The organism is Devosia sp. 2618 (assembly GCF_040546815.1).
Lineage (GTDB): Bacteria > Pseudomonadota > Alphaproteobacteria > Rhizobiales > Devosiaceae > Devosia.
Window position 1 is genome coordinate 2948042 of record NZ_JBEPOO010000001.1, and the last position, 23193, is coordinate 2971234.

Sequence of the window (23193 nt, forward strand, 5' to 3'; positions counted from 1 at the left end):
CTCAGAGACCGAACTTTTCGAGGGTGGCTTCATATTCGTCGCGCACTTCTTCGGGGTCGCGATCGGAATCCCAGGCGGCGTCGATTTCCGACTTTACCGCTGGATCGAGCGCTTCCCACTTGGCTTCCCATTCTTCGCCATTGGCGGTCCAATAGCCAACCAGCTCGTAGCGCTCTGGTGGCAGCTTGAGGTCCTGACGGACGAACTTGCGAATGGTGCGCACCACTTTCTGCTCACCGGCCACCCAGACATAGCCGGGGGTGGATGGCAGCGGAACGGCCCGAACGACCTCTTCCATGCGGCTCGGGGCAACACCATTGCCGCTCTTGTGCAGCCAGGTCACCGTCGCGCCGGGATGGGCAAACAGCGGCTGCTCATGATCGACATCGGCAACCTCGATAAAGACACGCGATTGGATGTGTTTTGGCGTCTGTTCCAGCAGCCGCGCCAGCGCCGGCAAGCCCGTCGCATCGGCGATCAGCAACTGCCAGACGGTATCTTCTGGTGGGGTATAAAGCCCACGCGGATTGTTGATTGTAATGCTATCGCCGGGCGCTGCCTTTTGGGCCCACTCGCTGGCGAGACCGCCCTCATGCACCACGAAATCGATGTCGAGTTCGCCGGTTTCGGAACTGTGGCGGCGCACCGTATAGGTCGAGCAACGCACAGCGTCCTGTCCGTCGGGATAGGTCCAGCGGCCTTCTTCGGTGATCACCGGAAGATGCAGTTTGCCGGTTTCCGGATTGGGGAAGAACAGACGCAGATACTCGTCGCCGACGCCGGTGGGCTGGAACTTGGCAAGACCGTCGCCGCCCAAAGTGACGCGCACCATGCCGGGCGTCAGCTGCGTACGAGAAAGAACGGTGGCTTCGTGGAACTTGGGAGTCATTGGGCGTCGGCCTTCTCGAGTACAGCCATGGCTTCAGTAAAATCCTGGACCAGGTCGATGGCCGTCAGCGCGAAGCCCCAACTATTGACCGTGTCCATCTCATATTGGGCGCCGCGCGCGATGGCCGGCAGGCGCTGCCACATCGCGTTATCGGCCATATCCTTGGACCAGAGCGACATGATCAGTGCGGCGTCGTGATAGGCGCCGAGGTTCTCTGCGCTATAAACCTGATAGCCATCTTCAGCTTCTACTGGACCCGTTGCCAGGTCAATCCCCAGGTCGCGGGCAACGGCAGCGGAAAAGGTCTCGGTCTGGAGGGCAAACTGGTCGCCCCAGATGTCGGTGACCGCGACCTTGCGACCATGCAACACGCGCGCGATCTCGGGCCTGGCCGCCGCAACGGCCGCATCATATTCAGCGATCAGCGCCGCGCCCTTTTCCGGGCGGTTATAGGCCGCCAGTTGGCTAGTCAGCTGCTCTTTCCAGTCCGGGCCGGTGCCGTCCTTGATCACGAGTACCGGCAGGCCATTGGCGTTGAAGCTGTTATTGTCTTTCCAATAATTCCACCAACCGGCGCCCACGACCAACAGATCCGGGTCATAGGTCAGCACCAGTTCGGCATTGGGTTCACCGCGGAAGATCAGGCGGTCGACGTTTTCGGGAATGAACTTGTCGAGGTGCATTTCCTCGTCATCGTCCCAATCGGTGGCGACAATCGGGAAACCGGCGCTGACGGCAAAGTCGAGCGCAGTGCGCGAGTCCATGACAAAGACGCGCTGCGGATCGACCGGCAACTCAGCGGTGTAGTCGCCGTAGGTATAGGTGAACGTCTCCTGCGCGAAGGCGGGAGCGACAAGCGCTGTAAAGGCGACAGCCAGAAGGAAATGGCGGGGCAGCATGGGCACCAACATGGGTTTGAAAATCAGGCGCTCAACAGCGAATAGAGCTTGTCCCATTCGCCGATGAGGTGGCGGGCGGTGTAGCCACCGCCGTAATAGGCGCCGCTGGTCGGCAGGGCGCGGCCAGCCTTGACGGCGGGCAGACGGCTCCAGACCGGCGAGGTTTCGAGCGCGTCGAGTTCGCTCTGCTCGAAGTGATCGATGACGATGCCTTCAACATCGGCGAGAATTTCGTCCATGCGCTCGTAGCTGACATTGCCATATTCGCCCAAGCCTTCGGGCGAGACGGTGATGCCGCCCAGATCATCGAGCACCTGACCGATTGCGGTCACCTGCGGCGTGTTCACGCCCATCAGGATGTTGATCTCGCCCGCGTCGGGGCTGGACCAGATTGCCGCCACCTTACGATTGAGCACGGCCGCGTGCTTGATCTTGAAGGCTTCGACCTCGGCCTCATAGGCGGCGATGAACGCGTCCGCCCGGTCGCGACGGCCGAGCCAGTCGCCCATACGGGTCAGGTTATCGCGCCAATGCATATTGAAATCCACCGGCAGAACCGGGGCGATGTCGGACAGCTTGTCGATGGGCCAGAGTTCGCTTTCCGGGATGTCGGTGCAAACGATCAGGTCCGGGTCGAGCGCTAGCACAGCCTCGCGCGATGGCGGCGTGCCGATATATTTGTCGGCGCCCTCATAGGGCACCCAGGGCTCGATATCCTGATAATAGCTGTAGCCGACGATGGGCAGTCCGAGCGCCACCGCAGGCTCCAGGTCGAGCCGTGTATCGATCACGACGACGCGCTTGGGGTCGGCTGGAATGTCATAGGTGCCAACCGAGGTGGTGATCGTGCGGACCGAGGACTGAGCCAGTGTGGGACCGGCCAGCAGCGTTGCACCCAGACCCGCCGCGCCAAGGATAAATTGTCGGCGACTGATGATGCTCATGGCGGCATTCCCCGATAGACGGGCCGCGCCGGCCCTCTCGTGGAGGCTTGCTACATATTATGATTTTTGTAGTCAAGTTAGGAAATGCGTAGGCCACCAAATATGCGGCGGCGGGCCTTGCGCCTGCGCCTCGCCACCTCGGTCGCCGCCGGCCTGTGCGGTGTCTTGAACCAATGAAATGGGCGCACAAGCAGTTCATGCCCGGCCCGGAATGTCGCAAAGCCCATCAGCAGCCAATACAGCGGCAATAACAGTTGCTGGCCCAGCAGGTGTGTCTTGCCCAGGCGAGCGAGGCCAAGCCAGCTGGTGGCAAAGGCGCTGCCGTAGCCAATGATCAAGACCCAGATATAGAAGACGCCCCACGGCCAATCTCCGACGCCAAGCGCGCCCAAGATTAAATGAACCACGACCATTACAGCGAAGGCACAATGCAGCACTGGCGCAGTGATCATGCCGATGACGAGGATCTGGAAGGCGAGAAATGAGCGCAGCCCCATCTGCTTGCACAGAAGGCCCGGATTGCGGTTGTGGACGATGAACGTCTGCATCCAACCTTTCATCCAGCGGGTGCGCTGACCCATCCATGGCGCAAGCATGGCGGGCGCAGTTTCGCGGGTCCGCGATGCCAACACATCGACGCGCAGCCTCTGACGCGCAAGCCGGACGCCGAGGTCAGCATCTTCGGTGACATTGTAAGCGTCCCAACCACCCAGTTCGCGCAGCACATTGGTGCGGAAATGGTTGGAGGTCCCGCCAAGCGGCATGGGCAGGCGCCAACGCGCCAGAGCGGGAAGCAGTACCGTGAACAGGCCTGCATATTCGCCCGTGAACAGCGCAGCCAGCCAGTTGCGGCGACCGTTGTCGATGACGAGATGGGCCTGCAGGCAAACGATGTCTGGGTTGTCGCGAAAGCGGACGACCGCCTTCCACAGCTGGTCGGGGTCGGGAATATCCTCGGCGTCATAGACAACGACGTGCTCGCCCCGGCAGAGCGGCAGGGCAAAATCGAGCGCCTTGGGTTTGGTACGCGGCGCGGCATCCGGCACAGCCACGAGCGTAAACCGCGGGTCGCCCAATTGCGCCCGCACGGCGTTCACCGTCCAGGTCGACTGAGCCTCGACGACAAACTTGATGTCGAGACGCTCCGCCGGATAGTCCAGCGCGCGCATGGCCGCGAACAGTTGTGGCACCATCAGGGCTTCGTTGTGCAGAGGAATCATTACCGAATAGATCGGTAAGTCCTCATCGGCAGGACGATGCATCTCGGGGATTTTGCGCGGCGGCGTCAGCAGCGCCGCAATGCGGATCAGCGCGGGTAGAACGAGTATGCACATCACCAGCGGCAGCAGCCACAGCTGCATGAGGTAGGGCGCAATCAGCACCAGCGCGACCAGCAGCCCCATCCCGGCAACGAAACCCCATCGCGCCAGTATCGTCAGCTCAAGTTGCGCGCAGGCATAGGGCCAGCGTCGCGCCAGTCCCTGCCGGGCGGCATCGATCAGTGCAGGCGCCGCAGCTTCAGTCAGGAAATCCCGCAAGGCCGTTTCAGGGACGAGGCAAATGGTCTGGCGCAGACTCGGCTTGGCGATCAACGCCTGTCGCAGCCGGATGACACCCAAAAAGTCCGGTGCCGCGAAGGCCACTTCTCTATCGAGCATCGTGACGCGGAACAACCGAACCTCGGCGAGTGCCTCTAGTCGCGCGGGCACGGTGACGCCCTTCACATGGCGCGGAACGCGGTCGAAATAACCGTAGCCAGCCCAGACAGCAGCCCGTTCCATGACTATGGCCTCGCCCAGTCCGAGCGTCACGGCGCAATAGAGAAGAACGTCCACTTCGCGCTCAAGCGCAGCGTCCAGCACAGCAAGCGCCACGGCGTCGCTTTGTTGATCTTCCGCGAGGATTGCTTTGACGAGTTCTACTGCGTCCGACATGGCGCCACCGGACTGACGCGGTTACTCAGCGCACGGCTTAGCTCAAAAGCGTCGGCGTTCACCTGGCACCCCCCTGCCCGGATACTTACGGACAAATACTGCTCAGGTTTGATGAAAATGGCAAGCATAGCAGCCACTTGCTGCCAGCAACGAAAATGGCCGCCCTTTTTCAAGGACGGCCATTCGGTCTTGGATCATTCGCTCAGTGCTTGGCGTCGAACTGGTGCGGATTGAAGTGATAGGCGGTTGAACAGAACTCGCAGACCACTTCGATTTCGCCATCAACCGCCATTTCCTCGCGGTCTTCGGCGGTGAAGCTGGTGGCCAGCATGTTCTCGATATTGTCGGCAGAACAGGTGCAGCGCTCCACCATCGGCAGTGGGGTGAACACGCGCACGCCGGTCTCGTGATAAAGCCGGAACAGCAGGCGTTCCGAGCTCAGATCGGGGTCGGCGAGCTCAAGATCATCCAGCGTTGCCAGCAAAGTCTTGGCTTCGGTCCAGCCGTCGGCTTCCTCGATATCCTCGAAATTCCCATCACCCGGCAGGTCGGCAACATGGGACATGCCATGCTCGGGCAGGTGCTGGATCAGCACGCCGCCAGCGCGCCAATGGGGGCGATGATCGCCCTTCTTGGTGAACTCAGCGACGGCCAGGCGAACCTGGGTCGGGATTTGCTCGGACTGCATGAAATAGGCATGCGCCACTTCCTCAAGGGAATGGCCTTCAAGCGCGACAATACCCTGATACCTCTCGGTATGAGGGCCCTGATCGATGGTCATGGCGAGATGCCCCTTGCCGAGCAATTCGCCCGGCTTGGTGCGGCCTTCCTCGGCAGCCTTGAGCAAGGCGTCATGATCAAAGCGGGCATAGCCGCGCAACCCGTCCGGTGCGTCGAAGTCGACGACCAACAGGTTCACCGGGCCATCGGTCTGGGTCTGCATGATGAAACGACCCTCGAATTTGAGGGACGAGCCGATCAAAGATGCCAGCACCACCGCTTCGCCGAGCAGGCGCGCGACGGGTGCGGGATATTTGTGGCGGGCCAGAATGGTATCAAGCGCTTCGCCCAGCCGCACGCTGCGGCCGCGGGTATCGAGCTTGTCCAGCGTGAACGGCACGACCACATCGTCGCCGCTTTCCGGCCGGTCGAGCCCGAGGGCACTCATCATGTTCTCGGTCATGGTCGTCGTATCCGTAGTCATTTTCGGTCAGGTGGCTTTCAAGTCGGCGCGGCCACAATGGTCATACTGCCCAAACTCGGCAAGAGTTTGGGCAGCCATTGCCGGGGCGGTCCGTGAAACTGCAATGAGCTTCTGGTTGGGGCGAGCCGAAAATGGTGGGCTTCGAGAACCGGAGCGGAGCGTACATTGGTACGTGAGCACCGGAAGCGCAGAAGGCTGCCATTTGCAGGCCGTCCCCGGCCAGAAGATCGAAGCAGTTAGTTAACGTCGACCCCGAAGGCCCAGCACAGGATGGCTTTTTGGGCATGCAGACGGTTTTCCGCCTCGTCAAACACCACCGACTGCGGACCGTCGATCACTTCGTCGGTCACTTCGTCGCCGCGATGAGCGGGCAGGCAATGCATGAAAAGGGCGTTCTTGTCCGCCAAGGCCATCAAATTGGTGTTGACCTGATAGGGTTTCAAGACCCGGCGGCGTTCGGCGGCATCCACGTCGCCCATCGACACCCAGGTGTCGGTGATGACGAGGTCGGCGCCTTCGACAGCTTCGCGCGGATCTTCGATCAGCCTGACGCGCGAACCGGCGCGCTGGATGTCCAGCATCAGGTCCTTTTCGGGGCTATATTCGTCCGGCACGGCAATGGTCAGGTCGCAATCGAACAGTTCGGCCGCGTTGACCCAGGAGTGCAGTACGTTGTTGCTGTCGCCCACCCAGGCAACCTTGGCGCCCTTGATGTTGCCGCGGTGCTCTTCAAAGGTTTGCAGATCGGCCATGATCTGGCACGGATGAGCCCGGCGGGTCAGGCCATTGATGACCGGCACGCTGGCGCCTTCGGCCAGCTCGAGCAGATCGGCATGGCTGAGGATGCGGATCATGATCGCATCGACATAGCGGCTCATCACCTTGGCGGTGTCTTCCAGCGTTTCTTCGCGGCTGAGCTGCATTTCCTGGCCGGACAGCATGATGGTTTCGCCACCAAGCTGGCGCATGCCGACATCGAACGAAACGCGCGTCCGGGTCGACTGGCGCTCAAAGATCATGGCCAGCACCTTGTCCTTGAGGGGCTGTGGCCGGTCGCCCTGCTTGAGGCGAGCCTTGAGCGATGCTGCCGTGTCGAGCATGCCGCGCAGTTCGGAATAGTCGAAATCGTCGATCGATAGAAAATGCCGTGGGGTGCCGGTCGAAGTCATGGGCCGGGTTCCTTTGTGACGCTATGGTTTTCGGTGAATACGCGCGTTGTCGCTCCGCCCCTCAGGGCGGAGGAAACAGGCCGCGTCGTCGGCGACCATAGTGGTAAACACCGAAGTCCATATCAACCCACTGTAGGCGCTGAAGCCGTTTCAGTTTCGATGGCTTCAAAAGCCGCGCCGAGTTTGCCCATGGCTTCCTCGATATCGGCCTCGGTGACGATCAGCGGCGGCAGCAGACGCAACACGTTATCGCCTGCGCCGATGGTCAGCAGCTGGTGGTCGTCGCGCAGGCGCGCCACGAAATCGCGCACCGGTGGCGTGATCTTGATGCCAGCCAGCAGGCCCTTGCCGCGCGATTCCACCACGTATTCAGGGTACTTTTGCGCCAGCTGCTGCAGGTGCCAGGCCAGTTTCTGGCCCATCAGGTTGACGTGGTCGATAAAGCCGGGCGCCAGAATCCGGTCGAGCACAGCATTACCCACGGTCGAAGCCAGTGGGTTACCGCCATAGGTCGAGCCATGGGTGCCCGGCACCATCGAAGCCGCCACATCGCCCTTGGCAAGGCAGGCGCCGAGCGGGAAGCCGCCGCCGATGGCCTTGGCCACCGCGACGATATCGGGCGTGATGCCGCTCCACTCAAAGGCAAAGAAGCGCCCGGTCCGGCCATAGCCGCACTGCACTTCATCAAGGATCAGCAGCATGCCGTGCTCGTCGCATAGCGCGCGCAGGCCCTGCATGAACTCATTGGTCATGGCGGTCACGCCGCCCTCACCCTGCACCGTCTCGATCAGGATGGCGCAGGTCTGCGGGGTGATCAGAGCCTTGACGGCCTCCAGGTCGCCTGGGGCGGTGTGCTTGAAGCCAGCCATTGGCGGGCCGAAGCCTTCCAGATAGCTCGGATTGCCGCCAGCAGCGATGGTGCCCATCGTCCGACCATGGAACGAGCCGGTAAAGGCAATGATCTCGTAGCGATCGACTTCGCCCTTGGCCCAGAAATAATGACGCGCAGTCTTGATGGCGCATTCCAGCGCTTCTGCACCCGAATTGGTGAAGAAGACCGAGTCCGCAAAAGTGGCATCTACCAACCGCTGACCCAGCCGTTCCTGCTCGGGAATGGTGAAGACATTGGAGGTGTGCCAGACCTTGTCGGCAGCGCTCTTGAGCGCAGACACAATATGGGCGTCGCCATGGCCCAGCGCGTTCACCGCAATACCGGAATGGAAATCGAGATAGTCTCGGCCATGCTGATCGTACAGTCGCATACCCTCGCCCCGCTCAAAGGCGAGTTCGGACCGGGCATACGTGCCGTAGAGCGCAGACATGGGTTCATTCCTTATACGTGTCGGGGTGAAAACAGGCTTCGTGGCGGACAGTGACAATAGAGCCACAAAAACCAAAAACGCGCTCTTAGCTCGGCGCGTTTCAGCGTCCGAATTAGGCCAATTTTTGCAGATAAGTCAATGATCGCGCGCCAAGTGCCTGATTTGACTCGCAGATCGTTAGCATAATTTTAACCACTGAATTTACGGGGAAAGTCCGCCCCGACTCTTGATCCTGATTCCGCCCATAGAGTAAACTCAAGGACATTGGGAACACGATATCTCGTGTGGCGGACCCACTTAGCATACGACGCCTAGCGTTTGATGGCTGCCATTACCATTTTGGCAGCACAATGAAGGATTCTGTTTTGAGCATGGTTTCAGGAGCACAATCGGCGGGCTGGACTGACGAGCGCGTCGAAACTTTGAAGAAGCTCTGGATGGAAGGCCTGTCGGCCAGCCAGATTGCTGGCGAACTTGGCGAGGGCGTTACACGCAACGCCGTCATCGGCAAGGTACATCGCCTGAAGCTTTCGGCCCGTGCCAAGCCTACCAATTCGGCACCGCGCGCCCGTCCGGCAGCGCGTCCGGCACCCCGTCGGGTTTCGAGCCCATCGGCAGGCATTTCCAACCTCGGCGGCAGCAGTGCAGCTGCCAAGCCGCGCCCGGCTATGCAGCAGTCGCGGCCACAATCTATCGGCGCAACGGCGCTGGCGCATAATCCAGAAATGGAACAGCAGCTCTATGTCGCGCCCGTCGCGGCCGAGCTGTTCATTCCCGAGGACAAGCGTCTGAGCCTGCTGCAGCTGAACGAACACACCTGCAAGTGGCCAATCGGCGACCCGCTCTCGAGAGATTTTTATTTCTGCGGTCAGCACAGCCTCGAAACCGGCCCCTATTGCGACTTCCACTCGCGTCGCGCCTATCATCAGGTCGACAAGAAGCGTCGTTGATCCCCGCAATAGACTGAATAAAAGAGGGCGCCAGTGGCGCCCTTTTTGTTTTGGGGGCGGGGTGAGACGGTTGGGATTGCCTGACTGTACATGTGCGGCGCGACTTCCGCTAATCTCCTACAAATCCCGCCACAACCACCACGCTGCCCTCGGGCTTGACCCGAGGGCCTTTTCCAGCGCGGCGCAGATGGCGAGTGGTCCTCGGATCAAGTCCGAGGACAGCGCGGCGTTGGGGCGGCAGGCAGCGGTTATCTTCAGGATATACAGACCAGCGCAGATTTTGGGAGGCATAGGAGCTACGCCCCCCAGCTACCCCACCCGTCATTACCCGGCTTGTCCGGGTAATCCATCTCTCCACAGTCGCTGACCCATGGATTGCCCGGACAAGCCGGGCAATGACGATCGATTGGTTGTTTCGCCTGATAGAGTTGCTCCAGATGCAGCGCCACGCTCTCGTGGTTCGAGGCTCGCTGTGCTCCCACCTCACCATGAGGGCTGTTCTTGGTGCGGTGCATCAGTAGCCCTCATGGTGAGGTGCGAGTTCTTCACGAGCCTCGAACCACGAGGGCGTGCCCCAAACCAACAACTTATCCCCGCACCCAAAACCGCGCGCATACTCCTCCCCGTTGCCCACGTCAGAGCCCAGTCATGACGAGTGATGGTCGTGGGGATTGCCGGGGAGGAGGGGTCGCCTTCCTCGTGCGGGTTGGAAACACGGCAGCCGCGCCTGCAATAATGGTAGCGCCTGAACCGGACCTGTTCGAAATCCCGGTATGGTGGCGAGGCAGCAGTCTCACTCCCAATACTAGATCGAGGCTGATGCCTCGCCACCATCGCTCTACTTGAAAACCGCATCACAGGCGGCGCTTTTGCACGCCTAAGGCAGAAACACATCCACCCGCATGCCCTCGCCGGGCTTGCTTTTGATCGTCAGCTGTCCGCGATGGCGGTTGACGATGTGCTTGACGATGGCCAGTCCGAGGCCCGTGCCTTTTTTCTTGCGGCTGGCGTCGGCGTCGATGCGGTAGAACCGCTCGGTCAGGCGCGGCACATGCTCCGGCTCCACGCCCGGACCATGGTCGACGATGGTCACCACATGCTGCAGGCCGGGCCGACCTGCGGGCGACAGGCTCACTTCGACAAACTTGCCGACAGCGCCATACTTGATGGCGTTTTCCATGAGGTTTTCGAACACTTCATAGAGCTGACCCCGGTCGCCGATGGTCGTGCTGGGACCGGCGAACATATCCATGCGGATTTCGACATCGGCCGCTTTGGCCTGTGTCATCAGCCCTTCACGAACCTCGCGCAATAGGCCTGCCAGATCGATGCTACCGGTGGGGCGCACATGCTGATGCATTTCAATACGCGACAGGCTGAGCAGGTCATCGATCAGCTTGCTCATGCGTTCAGCCTGGCCGCGCATGATGCCGAGAAACTTTTCGCGCGCCACCGTGTCCTTGGCCGCGGGGCCGAGCAAGGTATCGATAAAGCCGAGCAACGAGGCGAGCGGCGTGCGCAGTTCATGGCTGGCATTGGCGATGAAGTCAGTGCGCAGGGCCTCGACGCGCTTGAGTTCGGTGAGGCTCTGGAACGTCACGACCAGTTGGCGGTCGTCAGCGCCCAGCCAGTCACGGCCGGGGCGGCGCAGCGGCGAGACCACGACGCGATCCCAGGTTTCGGACGGCACGGTCTCATGCAGCTCGATGGTGCGGGCAACGCCAGTGCGCATCACCAGATCGATGGCCTGCACCAATTCGGGGTTGCGCATGGAAAAGGTCAGCGGGTTGCTGTTGCTGATGGTCGGGAACTGCCGGCTGGCGGCGGCGTTGGCATGCTGCACGACACTGCGGCGGTCAAGCACCAGGCAGGGGTCGACCAGCGCGTCGGCGAAAGCAAACACGGTTTCGTCGCCATCATCGGCAAGCAGGCCCGGCACATCCACCGTCTGGGCAACAGTGACGGCGCGCGTCGGCAAGATCGCGACGCCCACCACCATGACAAGCAGGCTAATCAGCGCGGCAACAATGTTGAGTTCACCGAAAATCACCAGCGCCAGCAGCACGCCGCCAATGCCAGCCAGCACACCGGACTGCGCAACAATGCGGGCGATGCCGATGGACCGGGACGGCGCAGATCGGCTTATGTCAGGCTCGTCCATGTTTTGCTTCTTGAAATCAGACAGTTGCGACGCCTCTTGCGCGCGGGGGCGCCTTCATAGCACGGTGAAGATGACAACGGAGAGACAGCATGACCGACCCGCTTGATGGTTTCGACATTGAAAATCCAAAGCTGCCCAAGGCAATAAAGAAAAACGCCATGGCCTCTGGCGGCTATCCTTACGAGGATAAGCTGGATAGCGAAATCTATGAAGCGCATATGTATGAGCTGCAAAAGCAGCTTGTGCTGTTGCAGGCCCACCTCGCCAAGACCGGCGAGCGCGTCATGGTGGTGTTTGAAGGCCGCGACGCTGCCGGCAAGGGCGGCACCATCAAGACCTATTTGGCAAACCTCAACCCGCGCTACAATCTGATCGCGGCCCTGCCCAAGCCCAACGATCGCGAACGCACGCAGTGGTATTTCCAGCGCTATGTCGACTGGCTACCCGCCGCTGGCGAAACGGTGCTGTTCGACCGCTCCTGGTACAACCGGGCTGGCGTCGAACCCGTGATGGGCTTTTGCACGCCCGAACAGACTGAGCATTTCCTCGAAGAAGCCCCCGAGTTTGAAAAACGCCTGACGCGCGACGGCATTCACCTGTTCAAGTTCTGGCTCTCCATCGGCCGCGAAATGCAGCTCAAACGGTTCCACGACCGTCGCCACGATCCGCTCAAGGTCTGGAAGCTCTCGCCCATCGACATCGAGGCGCTGAACAAATGGGACGCCTATAGCAAGGCCCGCGACGAGATGCTGTCGCGCACGGATACCCAATACGCGCCCTGGACGGTCATTCGCGCCAACGACAAGCGGCGTGGCCGGATAAATGTCATCCAGACGATGCTCGACAAGCTCGATTTCACCGGCAAGAGCAGCAAGGCCATTGGGGATATCGATCCCAATATCACGATGGCGGCTGCGGACTTTATGAAGTTGAGCAAGTCGGACTAGGGGGGGCGCCCCTACTGCCCCTCAATCGCCCCCATCCGCTTGCTCGCCGTGGTCCACGCCAATTCCGTCGTGCGCGCAATGATGGCTTCCACCAATGTGAACAGCGAACCATTGGCGTCCCAGGTGCGGCCCATTTCAGTGCGGCAGGGCAAGACCAGTTTTGCGAAGCGGCTCACCGGGCTCATCCATTCATCGGTGATGAGCACGATATGCGCCCGGCGCGAAGCCAGCTCCGTCGCCACATCGACAAGCTCGGCATCATAGCGCCGGACGTCAAAGATGATGGCTGTATCGCCCGGCCGCACGTCGATCAACTGGTCGGCCCGCGTCGCAGGACGACCATCGAGTCGCCGAATGCCGGGTCGGATCAGGCGCAGATGGGCCTCCATATAACCGGCCAGAAAATCGGTGAAGCGACCGCCTGCAAGAAAACACGCGCCCTTGGCTTCCGCCAGACGCGCGCAGACCGCTTCAAACTCGGATGCCGGGATCAGGTCGGCGGTGTCGCGCAGGTTCTCGGTGGCTTGCGTGGCGAACCGACCGAGAAAATTGTTATCACCATCGGCAACGCCGGCCGTAGAGTGGCTGCGCTGTAGCGGCGACTTGGACCGCTGCTCCAGTTCATCGCGCAGCGCCCGCTGAAAGTCTGGATAGGATTTGTAGCCGATCTGGGACACGAAGCGCAGCACGGTCGCCGAACTCGCACCGGCCTGCTGGCCAAACTCGGCGACAGGGGCCAGCCCCAGGGTTGGATAAGAACCGAGCAGTCCACGGGCCGCCCGTTTTTCCGCTGCAGTCAGGCGGTGAATGGCTTCGTGAATACGCCCCGCAACCGTCTTCCCTTCCATGCGCCCCCCTGAATTTCTGATTTCAGTATTGACACTTTTGGCCAGTATGGAACTACTGATACAGAAGTTAACTGGTCATGCGTAGGGGCAAAGTGGACGTTAGCGGTCAAAACTCGGTGCTTGTGTCCAATGCGCGGGGGCGTTCGCCCTTCGTGATCGTGTGCGACCATGCCAGCAACCGCATCCCCGCAAAATATGGCGACCTGGGCCTGACCGCCACTGAACGGCTCAGCCACATTGCCTGGGATCCGGGCGCGCTGGCAGTCAGCCGCGCGCTCTCGGACAGCCTCGACGCGCCGCTGGTGCAGTCGACCGTTTCGCGCATCGTCATCGACTGCAATCGCGAGCTTGATGCGCCGGACCTGATCTGGACCCTGTCGGAATCGACCCGCATCGCCGCCAATGAAAACCTCGATGCGGCCGAGCGCCAGTACCGCATCGATCACTTCCACCGCCCCTATCACGCCTCCATCGAGACGCTGCTCGAAGCGCGTCGGCATGCGGGGCAGGAAACGGTGCTGGTCTGCCTGCACTCCTTTACCCCGGTCTATCACGGCGTCGCCCGTCCCTGGCCAATCGGGCTGATCCACGGCGTCGACACCGGCTACACCAAGGCATTGTTCGATGCGCTCAAGGCCGATGATCCGACGCTCAATGTTGGCTGGAACGAGCCCTATGCGGCGCTCAATGGGGTAACGTTGACGCTTGAAAAACACGGTGACGGGCGCGGGCTCGAAGCCACCATGATCGAAATCCGGCACGACGAAATTCTTGAACCTACTGGCGTGACCCTTTGGGCAGACCGGTTGGCGCGTTGTCTGCAAACCGCGCGGGTCGCGCGCAAGAGGGCAATGGCAGTCTAGACTTCACTTGGGCTTCAATTCAGGGGACGTGACTATGGCTGAGACCAAGAAGGTCGGCAGTGTCGCCTATGCGACACGCGACAAGGACTATTTCGAAAAACGTGGGCTGCAACGCTATGCCGGCATCTGGTCGCTATGGGCACTGGGCGTTGGCGCAGTGATTTCCGGCCACTTCTCTGGCTGGAATTTTGGCTTCATGACCGGCGGCTGGGGCGGCATGGTGGTCGCCGCCGGCATTATCGCCATCATGTATCTGGGCTTGGTCTCGTCCATCGCCGAAATGAGCCCCGCTTTGCCCCATACGGGTGCCGCCTATTCCTTCGCCCGCACATCGATGGGGCCATGGGGCGGCTTCGTCACCGGGCTGTTCGAGAACGTCGAATATGTGCTCACCCCGGCGGTGATCTGTACCTTCATCTCGGGCTACTTCGGCTCGATCACCGGGCTCGATACGGCCTATTACCCGATCCTCTGGGTGGTGTTCTTCGCCCTGTTCCTCGCGCTCAATATTTTTGGTGTGGCGCTTAGCTACAAGGTGACGCTCACTGTCACGCTGATCTCGCTGGCAGGTCTGGTGTTCTTCTGGTTCAGCGCCTTCCCGCATATCGATTTCTCGCGCTGGGCGCTCAATATCGGCGTTGGGCCGGATGGCGCGGCTGTCGAACTGCCGGAAGGCAATGGTTCGTGGTTCCCCTTTGGCTGGCAGGGCGTGTTGTCCACCCTGCCCTTCGCGGTCTGGCTGTTCCTTGCCATCGAGCAGGTGCCGCTGGCGGCCGAAGAATCCGTTGACCCCAAGCGCGACATGCCACGCGGCATTCTACTCGGCTTCTGCACACTGTTGCTCAGCGCCTTCATGATCGTGTTGCTCAACCCATCCATCGCCGGCGTCGGTGCGTTCAGCCTCGGCTCATCGCTTGAGCCTGCGCTGCAGGGTATCCGCGCCATCTATGGCGATGCGGCCGCTCCTGTCTTTGGCGTCGTGGCGCTGATCGGTCTGATCGCCTCGTTCCACACCATCCTCTATGCGCAGGGCCGTCAGGTCTATTCGCTGAGCCGCGCTGGCTACTTCCCATCTGCGCTGTCGGTCACCCATCCCAAGTACAAGACACCGCATATCGCGATGGTCTCGGGTGCTCTGCTGGGTCTGGCCGTGATGCTCATCATCTGGTTTGCCAATGGTGGCGGCGGCGATGGCGCTGATCAGCTGGGCGATGACATCATCGGCTCGGTGCTCCTCAACATGGCCGTGTTCGGCGCGATGCTGAGCTACATCATGCAGGCCCTGAGCTTTATCATCCTGCGCCGCAACCTGCCCAATATCGAGCGGCCATTCCGTTCGCCCGTCGGCATTCCTGGCGCCGTTCTGACCATCATCATTGCGGCCGTGACCTTGTTCTACCAGCTGCAGGATCCGAACTTTTACAAGGGCGTGATCTGGGTGGTGCTGTGGTGCGCCGTCGGCATCGTCTATTTCGCCGCGATCGGTCGCCACAAGCTGATCATGTCGCCTGAAGAAGAGTTTGCGCTCGAAAACAAGGCGTAAGAACAAACAGGTTGTCCGGCCCCGCGCCGGACAGCCATCCTCCTTCGGCGTGGTTCCTGCGGAGACGGGAATGTCCTGCCGGACATTGGGGGAACGACGCAGTGATACTTGGAGGAAACACTGATGGCCTACTCTCTTGCCGAGCTGAAAAAAGACGTCGCAGCCGGGTCAATCGACACCGTGCTGGTCGCCTTCCCTGACATGCAGGGGCGAATGATCGGCAAGCGCTTTCAGGCTGAGTATTTCCTCGAAGTGGCCAATGACGAAACCCACGGCTGCGACTATCTGCTGGCCGACGATATCGATATGGAGCCGGTGCCCGGCTACGACGCCGCCAATTGGGGCAAGGGCTATGGCGACTTCGTCATGAAGCCCGACCTGACCACGCTGATGAAAGCGACCTGGCTTGAGGGTACCGCCATCGTTCTGTGTGACCTCTCCGACCACCACCATCACGAGCCGGTGCCACATAGCCCGCGCGCCATTCTCAAGCGTCAGCTCGAGCGCCTCGCCAAGCTTGGCTACACGGCAAATGTTGCCACAGAACTTGAGTTCTACCTGTTCGACGATGACTACCGCACCGTCCACCAGAAGGGCCATCGCAACCTGCAGCCGGCAGGCGACTACATTCAGGACTACAATATTTTCCAGACCACCAAGGAAGAAGGCGTGATGCGCGCGCTGCGCAAGCATCTGCAGGCGTCGGGCATTCCGGTGGAATCCTCCAAAGGCGAGTGGGGCCCGGGGCAGGAAGAGATCAACGTCAAATATGCCGATGCGCTGACCATGGCTGACCGCCACGTGGTCCTTAAGAACGCCACTAAGGAAATCGCCTACGCGCAGGGCAAGTCGGTCACCTTCATGGCCAAATGGGACTATGCGCTGGCTGGTTCGTCGAGCCACATCCACATGTCGCTGGCCGACAAGGCGGGGAAACCGCTTTTCGTCGGTGACAAAGACGAGCGCGGCATGAGCGATCTGATGAAGCATTTCATGGCAGGGCAGCTCGCCTATGCCCGCGAGATCACCTATTTTCTCGCCCCCTATATCAATAGTTACAAGCGCTTCCAGGCCGGCACTTTTGCGCCGACCAAGGCGATCTGGTCGCCGGACAACCGCACCGCTGGCTTCCGCCTTTGCGGCGAGCATTCCAAATCCATCCGCGTCGAATGCCGCATGGGCGGCGCTGACCTCAATCCCTATCTGGCCATTGCGGCACTGATCGCCGCTGGCATTGAGGGCATCGAGGAAAAGCTGCCGCTCGAACCAGCTTTCGTCGGCGACGCATACATCACCGAAAAGTTGCGCGAGATTCCCAAGACGCTGCGCGAAGCCACCGACACGCTGCGCAACTCGGCAATGCTCAAGGATGCGTTCGGCGAGCAGGTCGTCAGCCATTATGTGCACACCGCCGAATGGGAACAGCTCGAATATGATCGCCGTGTCACCGACTGGGAACTCAAGCGCGGTTTCGAGCGGAGCTAGCCAGATTGCTGCCGCACTGATCGACCACTACTAGCTGCACAACCATCCATGACCTGCGTCCTTTTCGCGGCCAAGAACACGAGGACTTCTCGATGACCGAAACGGTCAAGATCATCTCCCCCATCGACGGCAGCGTCTATGCCGAACGCCCCCTGGCTACCGGGCAGCAAATCGACAGTGCCGTTCTCAACGCCAAGGCAGCGCGCCGGGCGTGGGGCGAGACGACCATCGCCGAGCGGCAGAAAATCCTGACGCATTTCGTCGATGCGCTGCTGTTGATGAACGATGACATTGTGCCCGAACTGGCCTGGCAGATGGGCCGTCCGGTCCGTTTTGGCGGCGAGAAGCGTGGCGTCGAAGAGCGCGCGCGCTATATGATCGAACTGGCTGCCGAGGCTCTGGCGCCGTCGATCAAACCTGAGAAAGAAGGCTTCACCCGCTACATCACCCGCGAGGCGCTCGGCACCGTCATGGTAATCGCGCCATGGAACTATCCGTTCCTCACCGCGGTCAACTCCATCGTTCCGGGTCTGATGGCGGGCAATGCCATCATCCTCAAACACGCTAGCCAGACGCTGCTGGCCGGTGAGCGTTTCGCCGCCGCTGCCGAAAGCGCCGGCCTGCCATCCGGGCTGTTCCAGAATCTGGTCCTTGGCCACGCCGATACCGAAAAGCTGATCGGTTCAGGGCAGATCGACCACATCAATTTCACCGGCTCGGTCGAAGGCGGCCGCCGCATCGAAAAGGCCGCAGCTGGCACCTTTGCTACTCTCGGCCTCGAACTTGGCGGCAAGGATCCGGCCTATGTCCGGGCCGACGCAAATCTTGAAAACGCCGTCGAAAACCTCGTCGATGGCTCGTTCTTCAATTCCGGTCAAAGCTGCTGCGGCGTCGAGCGCATTTATGTGCATGAAAGCGTCTACGGCAATTTTGTCGAACGCTTCATCGACAATGCCAAGGGCTGGACGCTGGGCAATCCGCTTGATGCCGACACAATCGTCGGCCCGATGGCGCGCGGCAATTTTGCTGACCATGTGCGCCAACAGACCGCCGAAGCCCTGCGGGGTGGCGCGACCCGACATCTCAATACCAAGCATGAACTCGACAAAGCCGGCTCGCCCTATCTGGCGCCTGAGGTGCTGACGAACGTCAACCACCAGATGTCGATCATGCGCGAAGAGAGCTTTGGCCCCGTCGTCGGCATCATGAAAGTGGCCGACGATGCGGAAGCGATGACGCTGATGAACGACAGCCCCTATGGGCTCACTGCCTCGATCTGGACCGACGACCTCGACGCTGCGGCCAAGCTTGGTGGGCAGATCGAAACCGGCACCGTGTTTGCCAATCGCTGTGATTATCTCGATCCGGCGCTGGTCTGGACCGGGGTCAAAGACACTGGCAAGGGCGGCGGGCTGAGCGAGATCGGCTATGCGAATTTGACCCAGCCCAAAAGCTATCATTTGAAGCGGATTTAATTCGGGAAACCGATCACTCCCCCATCGTCACCACCGGGCCTGTCCCGGTGGTCCATGCCACCGCCGGCGCGAAGCCGCGATGGATTGCCGGGACAAGCCCGGCAATGACGCTGGTGGGAAGTTAAGAAGCCGAACCGAACAACGAGGCCACAATGACCAAAGCCAACTGGAACTACCCGACCGCCATCAAGTTCGGTCCCGGCCGTATCGCCGAGCTACCCGAAGCGCTCAAGACGGCCGGGATTTCACGGCCGCTGCTCGTCACCGATGCGGGGTTGGTCAACCTGCCGGTGACGCAGAACACCATTGCCCTGCTCAAGGCCGCGGGCGTCCCGGTCGGCGTGTTCGCCGATGTCAAACCCAACCCGATTTCGGCCAATGTCGAAGCCGGCATTCGCGTATTGCGCGAAGGCGGCCATGACGGTGTGATCGCCTTTGGCGGCGGTTCGGGGCTCGATGTGGGCAAGGTCATCGCCTTCATGGCTGGCCAGACCCGCCCGATGTGGGATTTCGAAGATATCGGCGACTGGTGGACCCGCGCCGATCCTGCAGGCATTTTCCCGATTGTCGCCGTGCCGACCACGGCGGGCACTGGCTCAGAAGTGGGCCGCGCGGGCGTCATCACTGACGAGACGACCCACACCAAGAAAGTCATCTTCCATCCGCTGATGATGCCAAAGGTGGTCATCGTCGATCCTGAACTCACCGTCGGGATGCCCAAATTCATCACCGTTGGCACCGGCATGGACGCGCTGGCGCATTGCCTCGAAGCCTATTGCGCGCCGGGCTATCATCCAATGGCGGACGGCATTGCGGTCGAGGGCATTCGCCTGGTGTTTGAGAACCTGCCTAAAGTTTATGCTAACCCAAACGATGTCGAAGCGCGCGGCCACATGATGAGCGCCGCCGCCATGGGCGCCACCGCGTTCCAGAAAGGCCTTGGCGCCATTCACGCACTGAGCCATCCCGTCGGCGCGCTTTATGACACTCATCACGGCATGACCAATGCCGTGTTCATGCCCTATGTGCTGGTGGTCAATCGTCCGGCCATCGAAGCGCGCATCGCGCGGCTGGCAGCTTATCTTGGCCTCGCGCCGAGCTTTGAGGCATTCCTCCACGCCGTCACCGCGCTGCGCCTGCGATTGGACGTGCCGCATACCTTGGCTGAGTTCAAGGTGGATGGGAGCAAGCGCGAATTGATCGGAGACATGGCAATTGTCGACCCGACAGCCGGTGGCAATCCGGTGGAATTGACCAAGGAACGGGCGCTCGAGATCTTTGATCGGGCGATGGAAGGGCGGGTTTAGGCGAAGAGTACCCCACCTAGCCTCACCCCTGAAAAGGGGGAGGCTAGGTGGGGTATCCCCTAAGCAGCAACTACCTCTGCCACAGCTTCCTTCACCCCAATCTCGAGCAGACTATCGAGATGGGTCGCCACGGCCTCGCCGAACGCCTGGTTTTCAGCCAGATCGGTGCCGAACACCTCGGTCAGGCCCGCCAGCCCGATATAGAGCTCCTCGGCGTCATCGCCTGCATCTGCGGCAATCGCCAGCATGCGCATAGCCAGCGGATCGCGCACGTCGATCTCGTCGCCGTTCTCGTCGATGCCCATGACATAACGCATCCAACCGGCGACACCGAGCGCAAGGCGGTCGAACGGCTGATCGGCATTGAGACGATTGCGGATGGTGCCGAGCAGGCGCTGGGGCAGTTTTTGGCTGCCGTCCATGGCGATCTGCCAGGTGCGATGCTGTAGCGCTGGATTGCGGAAACGGTTGAGCAACTGATCGCGATAGGCACCGAGGTCAACGCCGGGCATATCCAGCGTTGGCATAGCTTCTTCGGTCATGAGGTCGTGGATCAGTGTGACGAAGTTTTCGTCTGCCATGACGTCGGAAATGTATTCATAGCCAGACAGATAGCCGAGGTAGGCCATGGTCGAATGGCTGCCGTTGAGCATGCGCAGCTTCATGCGCTCGAACGGCTCGACGTCCTTGACCAGCTGCGCCCCGGCCTTTTCGAACGGCGGACGGCCCTGCGGGAAGTCATCCTCGATAACCCATTGGGTAAAGGGCTCGGTCATGATCGGCCAGGCATCGTCGACGCCGGTCAGGTCGGCAATCGTCGTGCGGTCGGCATCGGTCGTGGAGGGTACGATGCGGTCGACCATGGTGCCCGGGAACGCGACTTCGGCCACCCATTCGCCCAGCGCTGCATCGCGCAGGCTGGCAAACTTGGTGACGATGCGCTTCACGGTCGCGCCATTGGACGGCAGGTTATCGCAGCTCATCACCGCGAACGGAGCAATGCCTGCGGCTTTGCGGCGCGCCAACGCCTCGACAATCATGCCGGGAGCCGAATGTGGTTCGGTCGGGTTGGCCAGATCGTGGACGATGTCGGGATGGCGCTGATCGAGCTCGCCGGTTGCCGGATCGTGGCAGTAGCCCTTTTCCGTCACCGTCAGCGAAACGATCCGAATGGCAGGGCTGGCCATCAGCGACAGCAGTTCTTCACGCTGCGTATTGGCGTCGAGCACCTTGAGGATCGAGCCGATAATGCGCGGATGAGTGCCGGAGGCATCGCGCACGGCTACTGTGTAGAGACCGTCCTGCGGCTCAAGCGCCTCCTTGGTGTCCGGACGACGGAGGCTGGCGCCGACGATGGCCCAATCGGGATTGTCCTTGAGCAGGTCGTCGACATAGACCGCCATATGCGCGCGATGGAAGGCGCCAATACCCAGATGCACGATGCCAGCAGTGACCTTGGTCCGGTCGTAGTTGGGCACGGCAACACCGGTGGGGGCGTTGGCAAGAATGGCGGCGCTGAGGCGCGTCATGGGAGTCTCCGACTTGAAAATCGTGGGCAGCATAGTGCCTTCCTATCTTGTATGGAAGATAGTGGCTTGCGGCGAATTGGGCTTTACCGGCATAAGCCATGAGCGTTTGCAGTAAAAGTGGCTACCGGTTTTTCGTTCGCAAACGCGTCTAGGACTGGCACGCAAGGCAGGAGATGTGTTTGGCACAGCAGCGCTTCGTCAGCATCGGGGAATGCATGATCGAAATGAGTGGCGGCGAAGATCGCCAATACCGGCTTGGCTATGCGGGTGATACGCTCAACACCGCCTGGTATATGCGCGCACTGCTCGGTGAGGATTGGTCGGTAGACTATTACACAGGCCTGGGCGAAGATCGCTATTCGGGCGATATCCGTCAGTTCCTCGATGACAACAATATCGGCACCAGCCATATCCGCACCGTGCCCGGCCGCCGCCCTGGCCTTTACATGATCCATCAGCAAGACGGTGACCGCCACTTCACCTATTGGCGCGATACGTCCGCTGCCAAACTTTTGGCCGATGACAAGGATGCGCTGGCAGCCGCGGTCAAGGGGGCGAGCGTGGTGTATTTCTCGGGTATTACCCTCGCCATTCTGACGCCACGGGCGCGTGGCCGGTTGCTCGGCGCCATCGTCAAGGCGCGCGATGCCGGTGCACGGATCGTGTTCGACACCAATATCCGCCCTGCCCTGTGGACCAGCCCGCGCGTTATGACGGCCGTGCTGACGGCTGCAGCGACGCTGTGTGATGTGGTTCTGCCGACCCATAGCGATGAAGCACCGCTGTTTGGCGACAAGTCGGTTGATGACACAGCCGACCGCTATCTCGAACTGGGTGTCGAGGAAGTGGTGGTCAAGGATGGTGCTGGCGAAGCGCTCATTGCCACGGCGAGCGAGCGGGTAAGGGTTGCGCCCAAGCCCGGTGCGACGGTGGTCGATGCGACGGGCGCCGGCGACAGTTTTAACGGGGCGTATCTGTCGGCACGGTTGGCGGGCAAGTCACTGCAGGAGGCGGCGGAAGCGGCGCACCGGGTGGCTGGGGTCGTGATCGGGCAGAAGGGTGCGTTGGTCGATCCGAAGTTGTTGGTTTAGGGGATACCCCCACCTCGCCTCCCCCTGATAGGGGGAGGAATCCGGGCGGTGTGTTCGGTATAATCTCGCGCACCCACCGCCCCTTAAAACGCCCGGTCGCCCTGCTCTACCATATAGGCCAATTCCTCGGCAGTGCTCTCGCGGCCCAGCGCCTTGTTCCGGAACGGGAACCGCCCGAACCGCGCGACTGTGTCGCGGTGGCCGGTCATGAAATCGAGAAGGAAAGCATCGTTCAGCGCTGCGAACAGGCGCACGCCGTCATCCTGCACTTTCAGCGATTCCGCATGCATGAAGGGCATGTAGAAGAACATGCGCCACTTGGCATCCACCGCCTGGTCTGCTCCGGCGGTGATCGCTTCCTGCGCCAATGCCGTTGCCATTGTGTCCTGCGCAAAAGCCTTGGCAGAGTTGCGATGCAGCTGACGTGAAAACTGATCGAGCACGATGAGTTCGGCCAGCCGCCCTTCGGCGGTCTTGCGCCAATCCCAGGCTTCGCCCAGCGCGACTTTGGGATGGGTATCGGCAAAGCGTTCAGCAAGCGCGGCATCGAATTCGGGCTTGCCGCCGAACCAGTCATCCATGCCGTGGTCGACAAACCAGAATGTGATGATGTCCTGAGCTGTGCGCATGAAA

At 61.0% G+C, this 23193-nt stretch carries 19 protein-coding genes; 8 read left to right on the forward strand and 11 right to left on the reverse strand.

Features of this window, described 5'->3' with window-relative positions; translation table 11 throughout:
- Position 1 precedes the first annotated feature (1 nt).
- From ABIE28_RS14660 to ABIE28_RS14690, 7 genes are all read right to left on the reverse strand, one after another.
- A complete protein-coding gene (locus tag ABIE28_RS14660; protein WP_354064153.1) occupies positions 2 to 889 on the reverse strand; it encodes a siderophore-interacting protein in 888 nt (295 codons plus the stop codon).
- Entirely contained in the window at positions 886 to 1788 is a 903-nt protein-coding gene (locus ABIE28_RS14665; protein WP_354064155.1) for an ABC transporter substrate-binding protein, read from the reverse strand. Before ABIE28_RS14665 ends, ABIE28_RS14660 begins: the two co-directional genes overlap by 4 nt.
- Positions 1789 to 1811: 23 nt before the next feature.
- The gene (locus tag ABIE28_RS14670) at positions 1812 to 2732 is read right to left on the reverse strand and encodes an ABC transporter substrate-binding protein (protein WP_354064157.1); all 921 of its coding nucleotides are present in this window, start codon (positions 2730 to 2732) and stop codon (positions 1812 to 1814) included.
- Between the two features lie 77 nt (positions 2733 to 2809).
- Positions 2810 to 4666: a glycosyltransferase gene (locus tag ABIE28_RS14675; RefSeq protein ID WP_354064159.1), complete on the reverse strand. Its 1857-nt coding sequence runs from the start codon at positions 4664 to 4666 to the stop codon at positions 2810 to 2812.
- A 202-nt stretch (positions 4667 to 4868) separates the two neighbouring features.
- Positions 4869 to 5849 carry an Hsp33 family molecular chaperone gene (locus ABIE28_RS14680; RefSeq protein ID WP_354064161.1) on the reverse strand — a complete coding sequence of 327 codons (981 nt, stop codon included), beginning with the start codon at positions 5847 to 5849 and terminating at the stop codon, positions 4869 to 4871.
- A gap of 257 nt (positions 5850 to 6106) precedes the next feature.
- Entirely contained in the window at positions 6107 to 7039 is a 933-nt protein-coding gene (gene argF / locus ABIE28_RS14685; RefSeq protein ID WP_354064163.1) for an ornithine carbamoyltransferase, read from the reverse strand.
- Positions 7040 to 7161: 122 nt separating this feature from the next.
- Positions 7162 to 8361, reverse strand: coding sequence for an aspartate aminotransferase family protein (locus tag ABIE28_RS14690; RefSeq protein WP_354064164.1), 1200 nt, complete (start codon positions 8359 to 8361; stop codon positions 7162 to 7164).
- A 371-nt stretch (positions 8362 to 8732) separates the two neighbouring features.
- Between ABIE28_RS14690 and ABIE28_RS14695 the strand changes: the two genes are divergently transcribed.
- On the forward strand, positions 8733 to 9311 hold the full coding sequence (locus tag ABIE28_RS14695) for a GcrA family cell cycle regulator (RefSeq protein WP_354066460.1): 579 nt from the start codon (positions 8733 to 8735) through the stop codon (positions 9309 to 9311).
- Between the two features lie 877 nt (positions 9312 to 10188).
- Here the strand turns inward: ABIE28_RS14695 and ABIE28_RS14700 are convergent.
- Positions 10189 to 11472 carry a sensor histidine kinase gene (locus ABIE28_RS14700; protein ID WP_354064165.1) on the reverse strand — a complete coding sequence of 428 codons (1284 nt, stop codon included), beginning with the start codon at positions 11470 to 11472 and terminating at the stop codon, positions 10189 to 10191.
- 89 nt (positions 11473 to 11561) lie between these two features.
- Here ABIE28_RS14700 and ppk2 point away from each other — a divergent pair, with 89 nt between their 5' ends.
- A complete protein-coding gene (gene ppk2, locus ABIE28_RS14705) occupies positions 11562 to 12419 on the forward strand; it encodes a polyphosphate kinase 2 (protein WP_354064166.1) in 858 nt (285 codons plus the stop codon).
- Between the two features lie 11 nt (positions 12420 to 12430).
- On the opposite strand, the gene ABIE28_RS14710 is transcribed toward ppk2, so the two are convergent.
- The gene (locus ABIE28_RS14710) at positions 12431 to 13267 is read right to left on the reverse strand and encodes a MurR/RpiR family transcriptional regulator (RefSeq protein WP_354064167.1); all 837 of its coding nucleotides are present in this window, start codon (positions 13265 to 13267) and stop codon (positions 12431 to 12433) included.
- 77 nt (positions 13268 to 13344) lie between these two features.
- Here ABIE28_RS14710 and ABIE28_RS14715 point away from each other — a divergent pair, with 77 nt between their 5' ends.
- From ABIE28_RS14715 to ABIE28_RS14735, 5 genes are all read left to right on the forward strand, one after another.
- The gene (locus tag ABIE28_RS14715) at positions 13345 to 14130 is read left to right on the forward strand and encodes an N-formylglutamate amidohydrolase (RefSeq protein WP_354064169.1); all 786 of its coding nucleotides are present in this window, start codon (positions 13345 to 13347) and stop codon (positions 14128 to 14130) included.
- A gap of 34 nt (positions 14131 to 14164) precedes the next feature.
- On the forward strand, positions 14165 to 15673 hold the full coding sequence (locus ABIE28_RS14720) for an amino acid permease (protein ID WP_354064171.1): 1509 nt from the start codon (positions 14165 to 14167) through the stop codon (positions 15671 to 15673).
- Between the two features lie 123 nt (positions 15674 to 15796).
- Positions 15797 to 17158, forward strand: coding sequence for a glutamine synthetase family protein (locus ABIE28_RS14725; RefSeq protein ID WP_354064173.1), 1362 nt, complete (start codon positions 15797 to 15799; stop codon positions 17156 to 17158).
- A 92-nt stretch (positions 17159 to 17250) separates the two neighbouring features.
- Entirely contained in the window at positions 17251 to 18633 is a 1383-nt protein-coding gene (locus ABIE28_RS14730) for an aldehyde dehydrogenase family protein (protein WP_354064175.1), read from the forward strand.
- A 152-nt stretch (positions 18634 to 18785) separates the two neighbouring features.
- Positions 18786 to 19940 (forward strand): iron-containing alcohol dehydrogenase, encoded by a 1155-nt coding sequence (locus ABIE28_RS14735; RefSeq protein WP_354064177.1) that lies wholly within the window; start codon positions 18786 to 18788, stop codon positions 19938 to 19940.
- A 59-nt stretch (positions 19941 to 19999) separates the two neighbouring features.
- On the opposite strand, the gene ABIE28_RS14740 is transcribed toward ABIE28_RS14735, so the two are convergent.
- Complete coding sequence (locus ABIE28_RS14740; protein WP_354064179.1) at positions 20000 to 21469, reverse strand: mannitol dehydrogenase family protein; 1470 nt, start codon at positions 21467 to 21469, stop codon at positions 20000 to 20002.
- A 179-nt stretch (positions 21470 to 21648) separates the two neighbouring features.
- Here ABIE28_RS14740 and ABIE28_RS14745 point away from each other — a divergent pair, with 179 nt between their 5' ends.
- Positions 21649 to 22560, forward strand: a complete 912-nt coding sequence (locus tag ABIE28_RS14745; protein WP_354064181.1) for a sugar kinase — start codon at positions 21649 to 21651, stop codon at positions 22558 to 22560.
- An 83-nt stretch (positions 22561 to 22643) separates the two neighbouring features.
- Here ABIE28_RS14745 and ABIE28_RS14750 read toward each other — a convergent pair whose 3' ends face one another.
- On the reverse strand, positions 22644 to 23189 hold the full coding sequence (locus ABIE28_RS14750; RefSeq protein ID WP_354064183.1) for a DUF924 family protein: 546 nt from the start codon (positions 23187 to 23189) through the stop codon (positions 22644 to 22646).
- Positions 23190 to 23193: the final 4 nt, after the last annotated feature.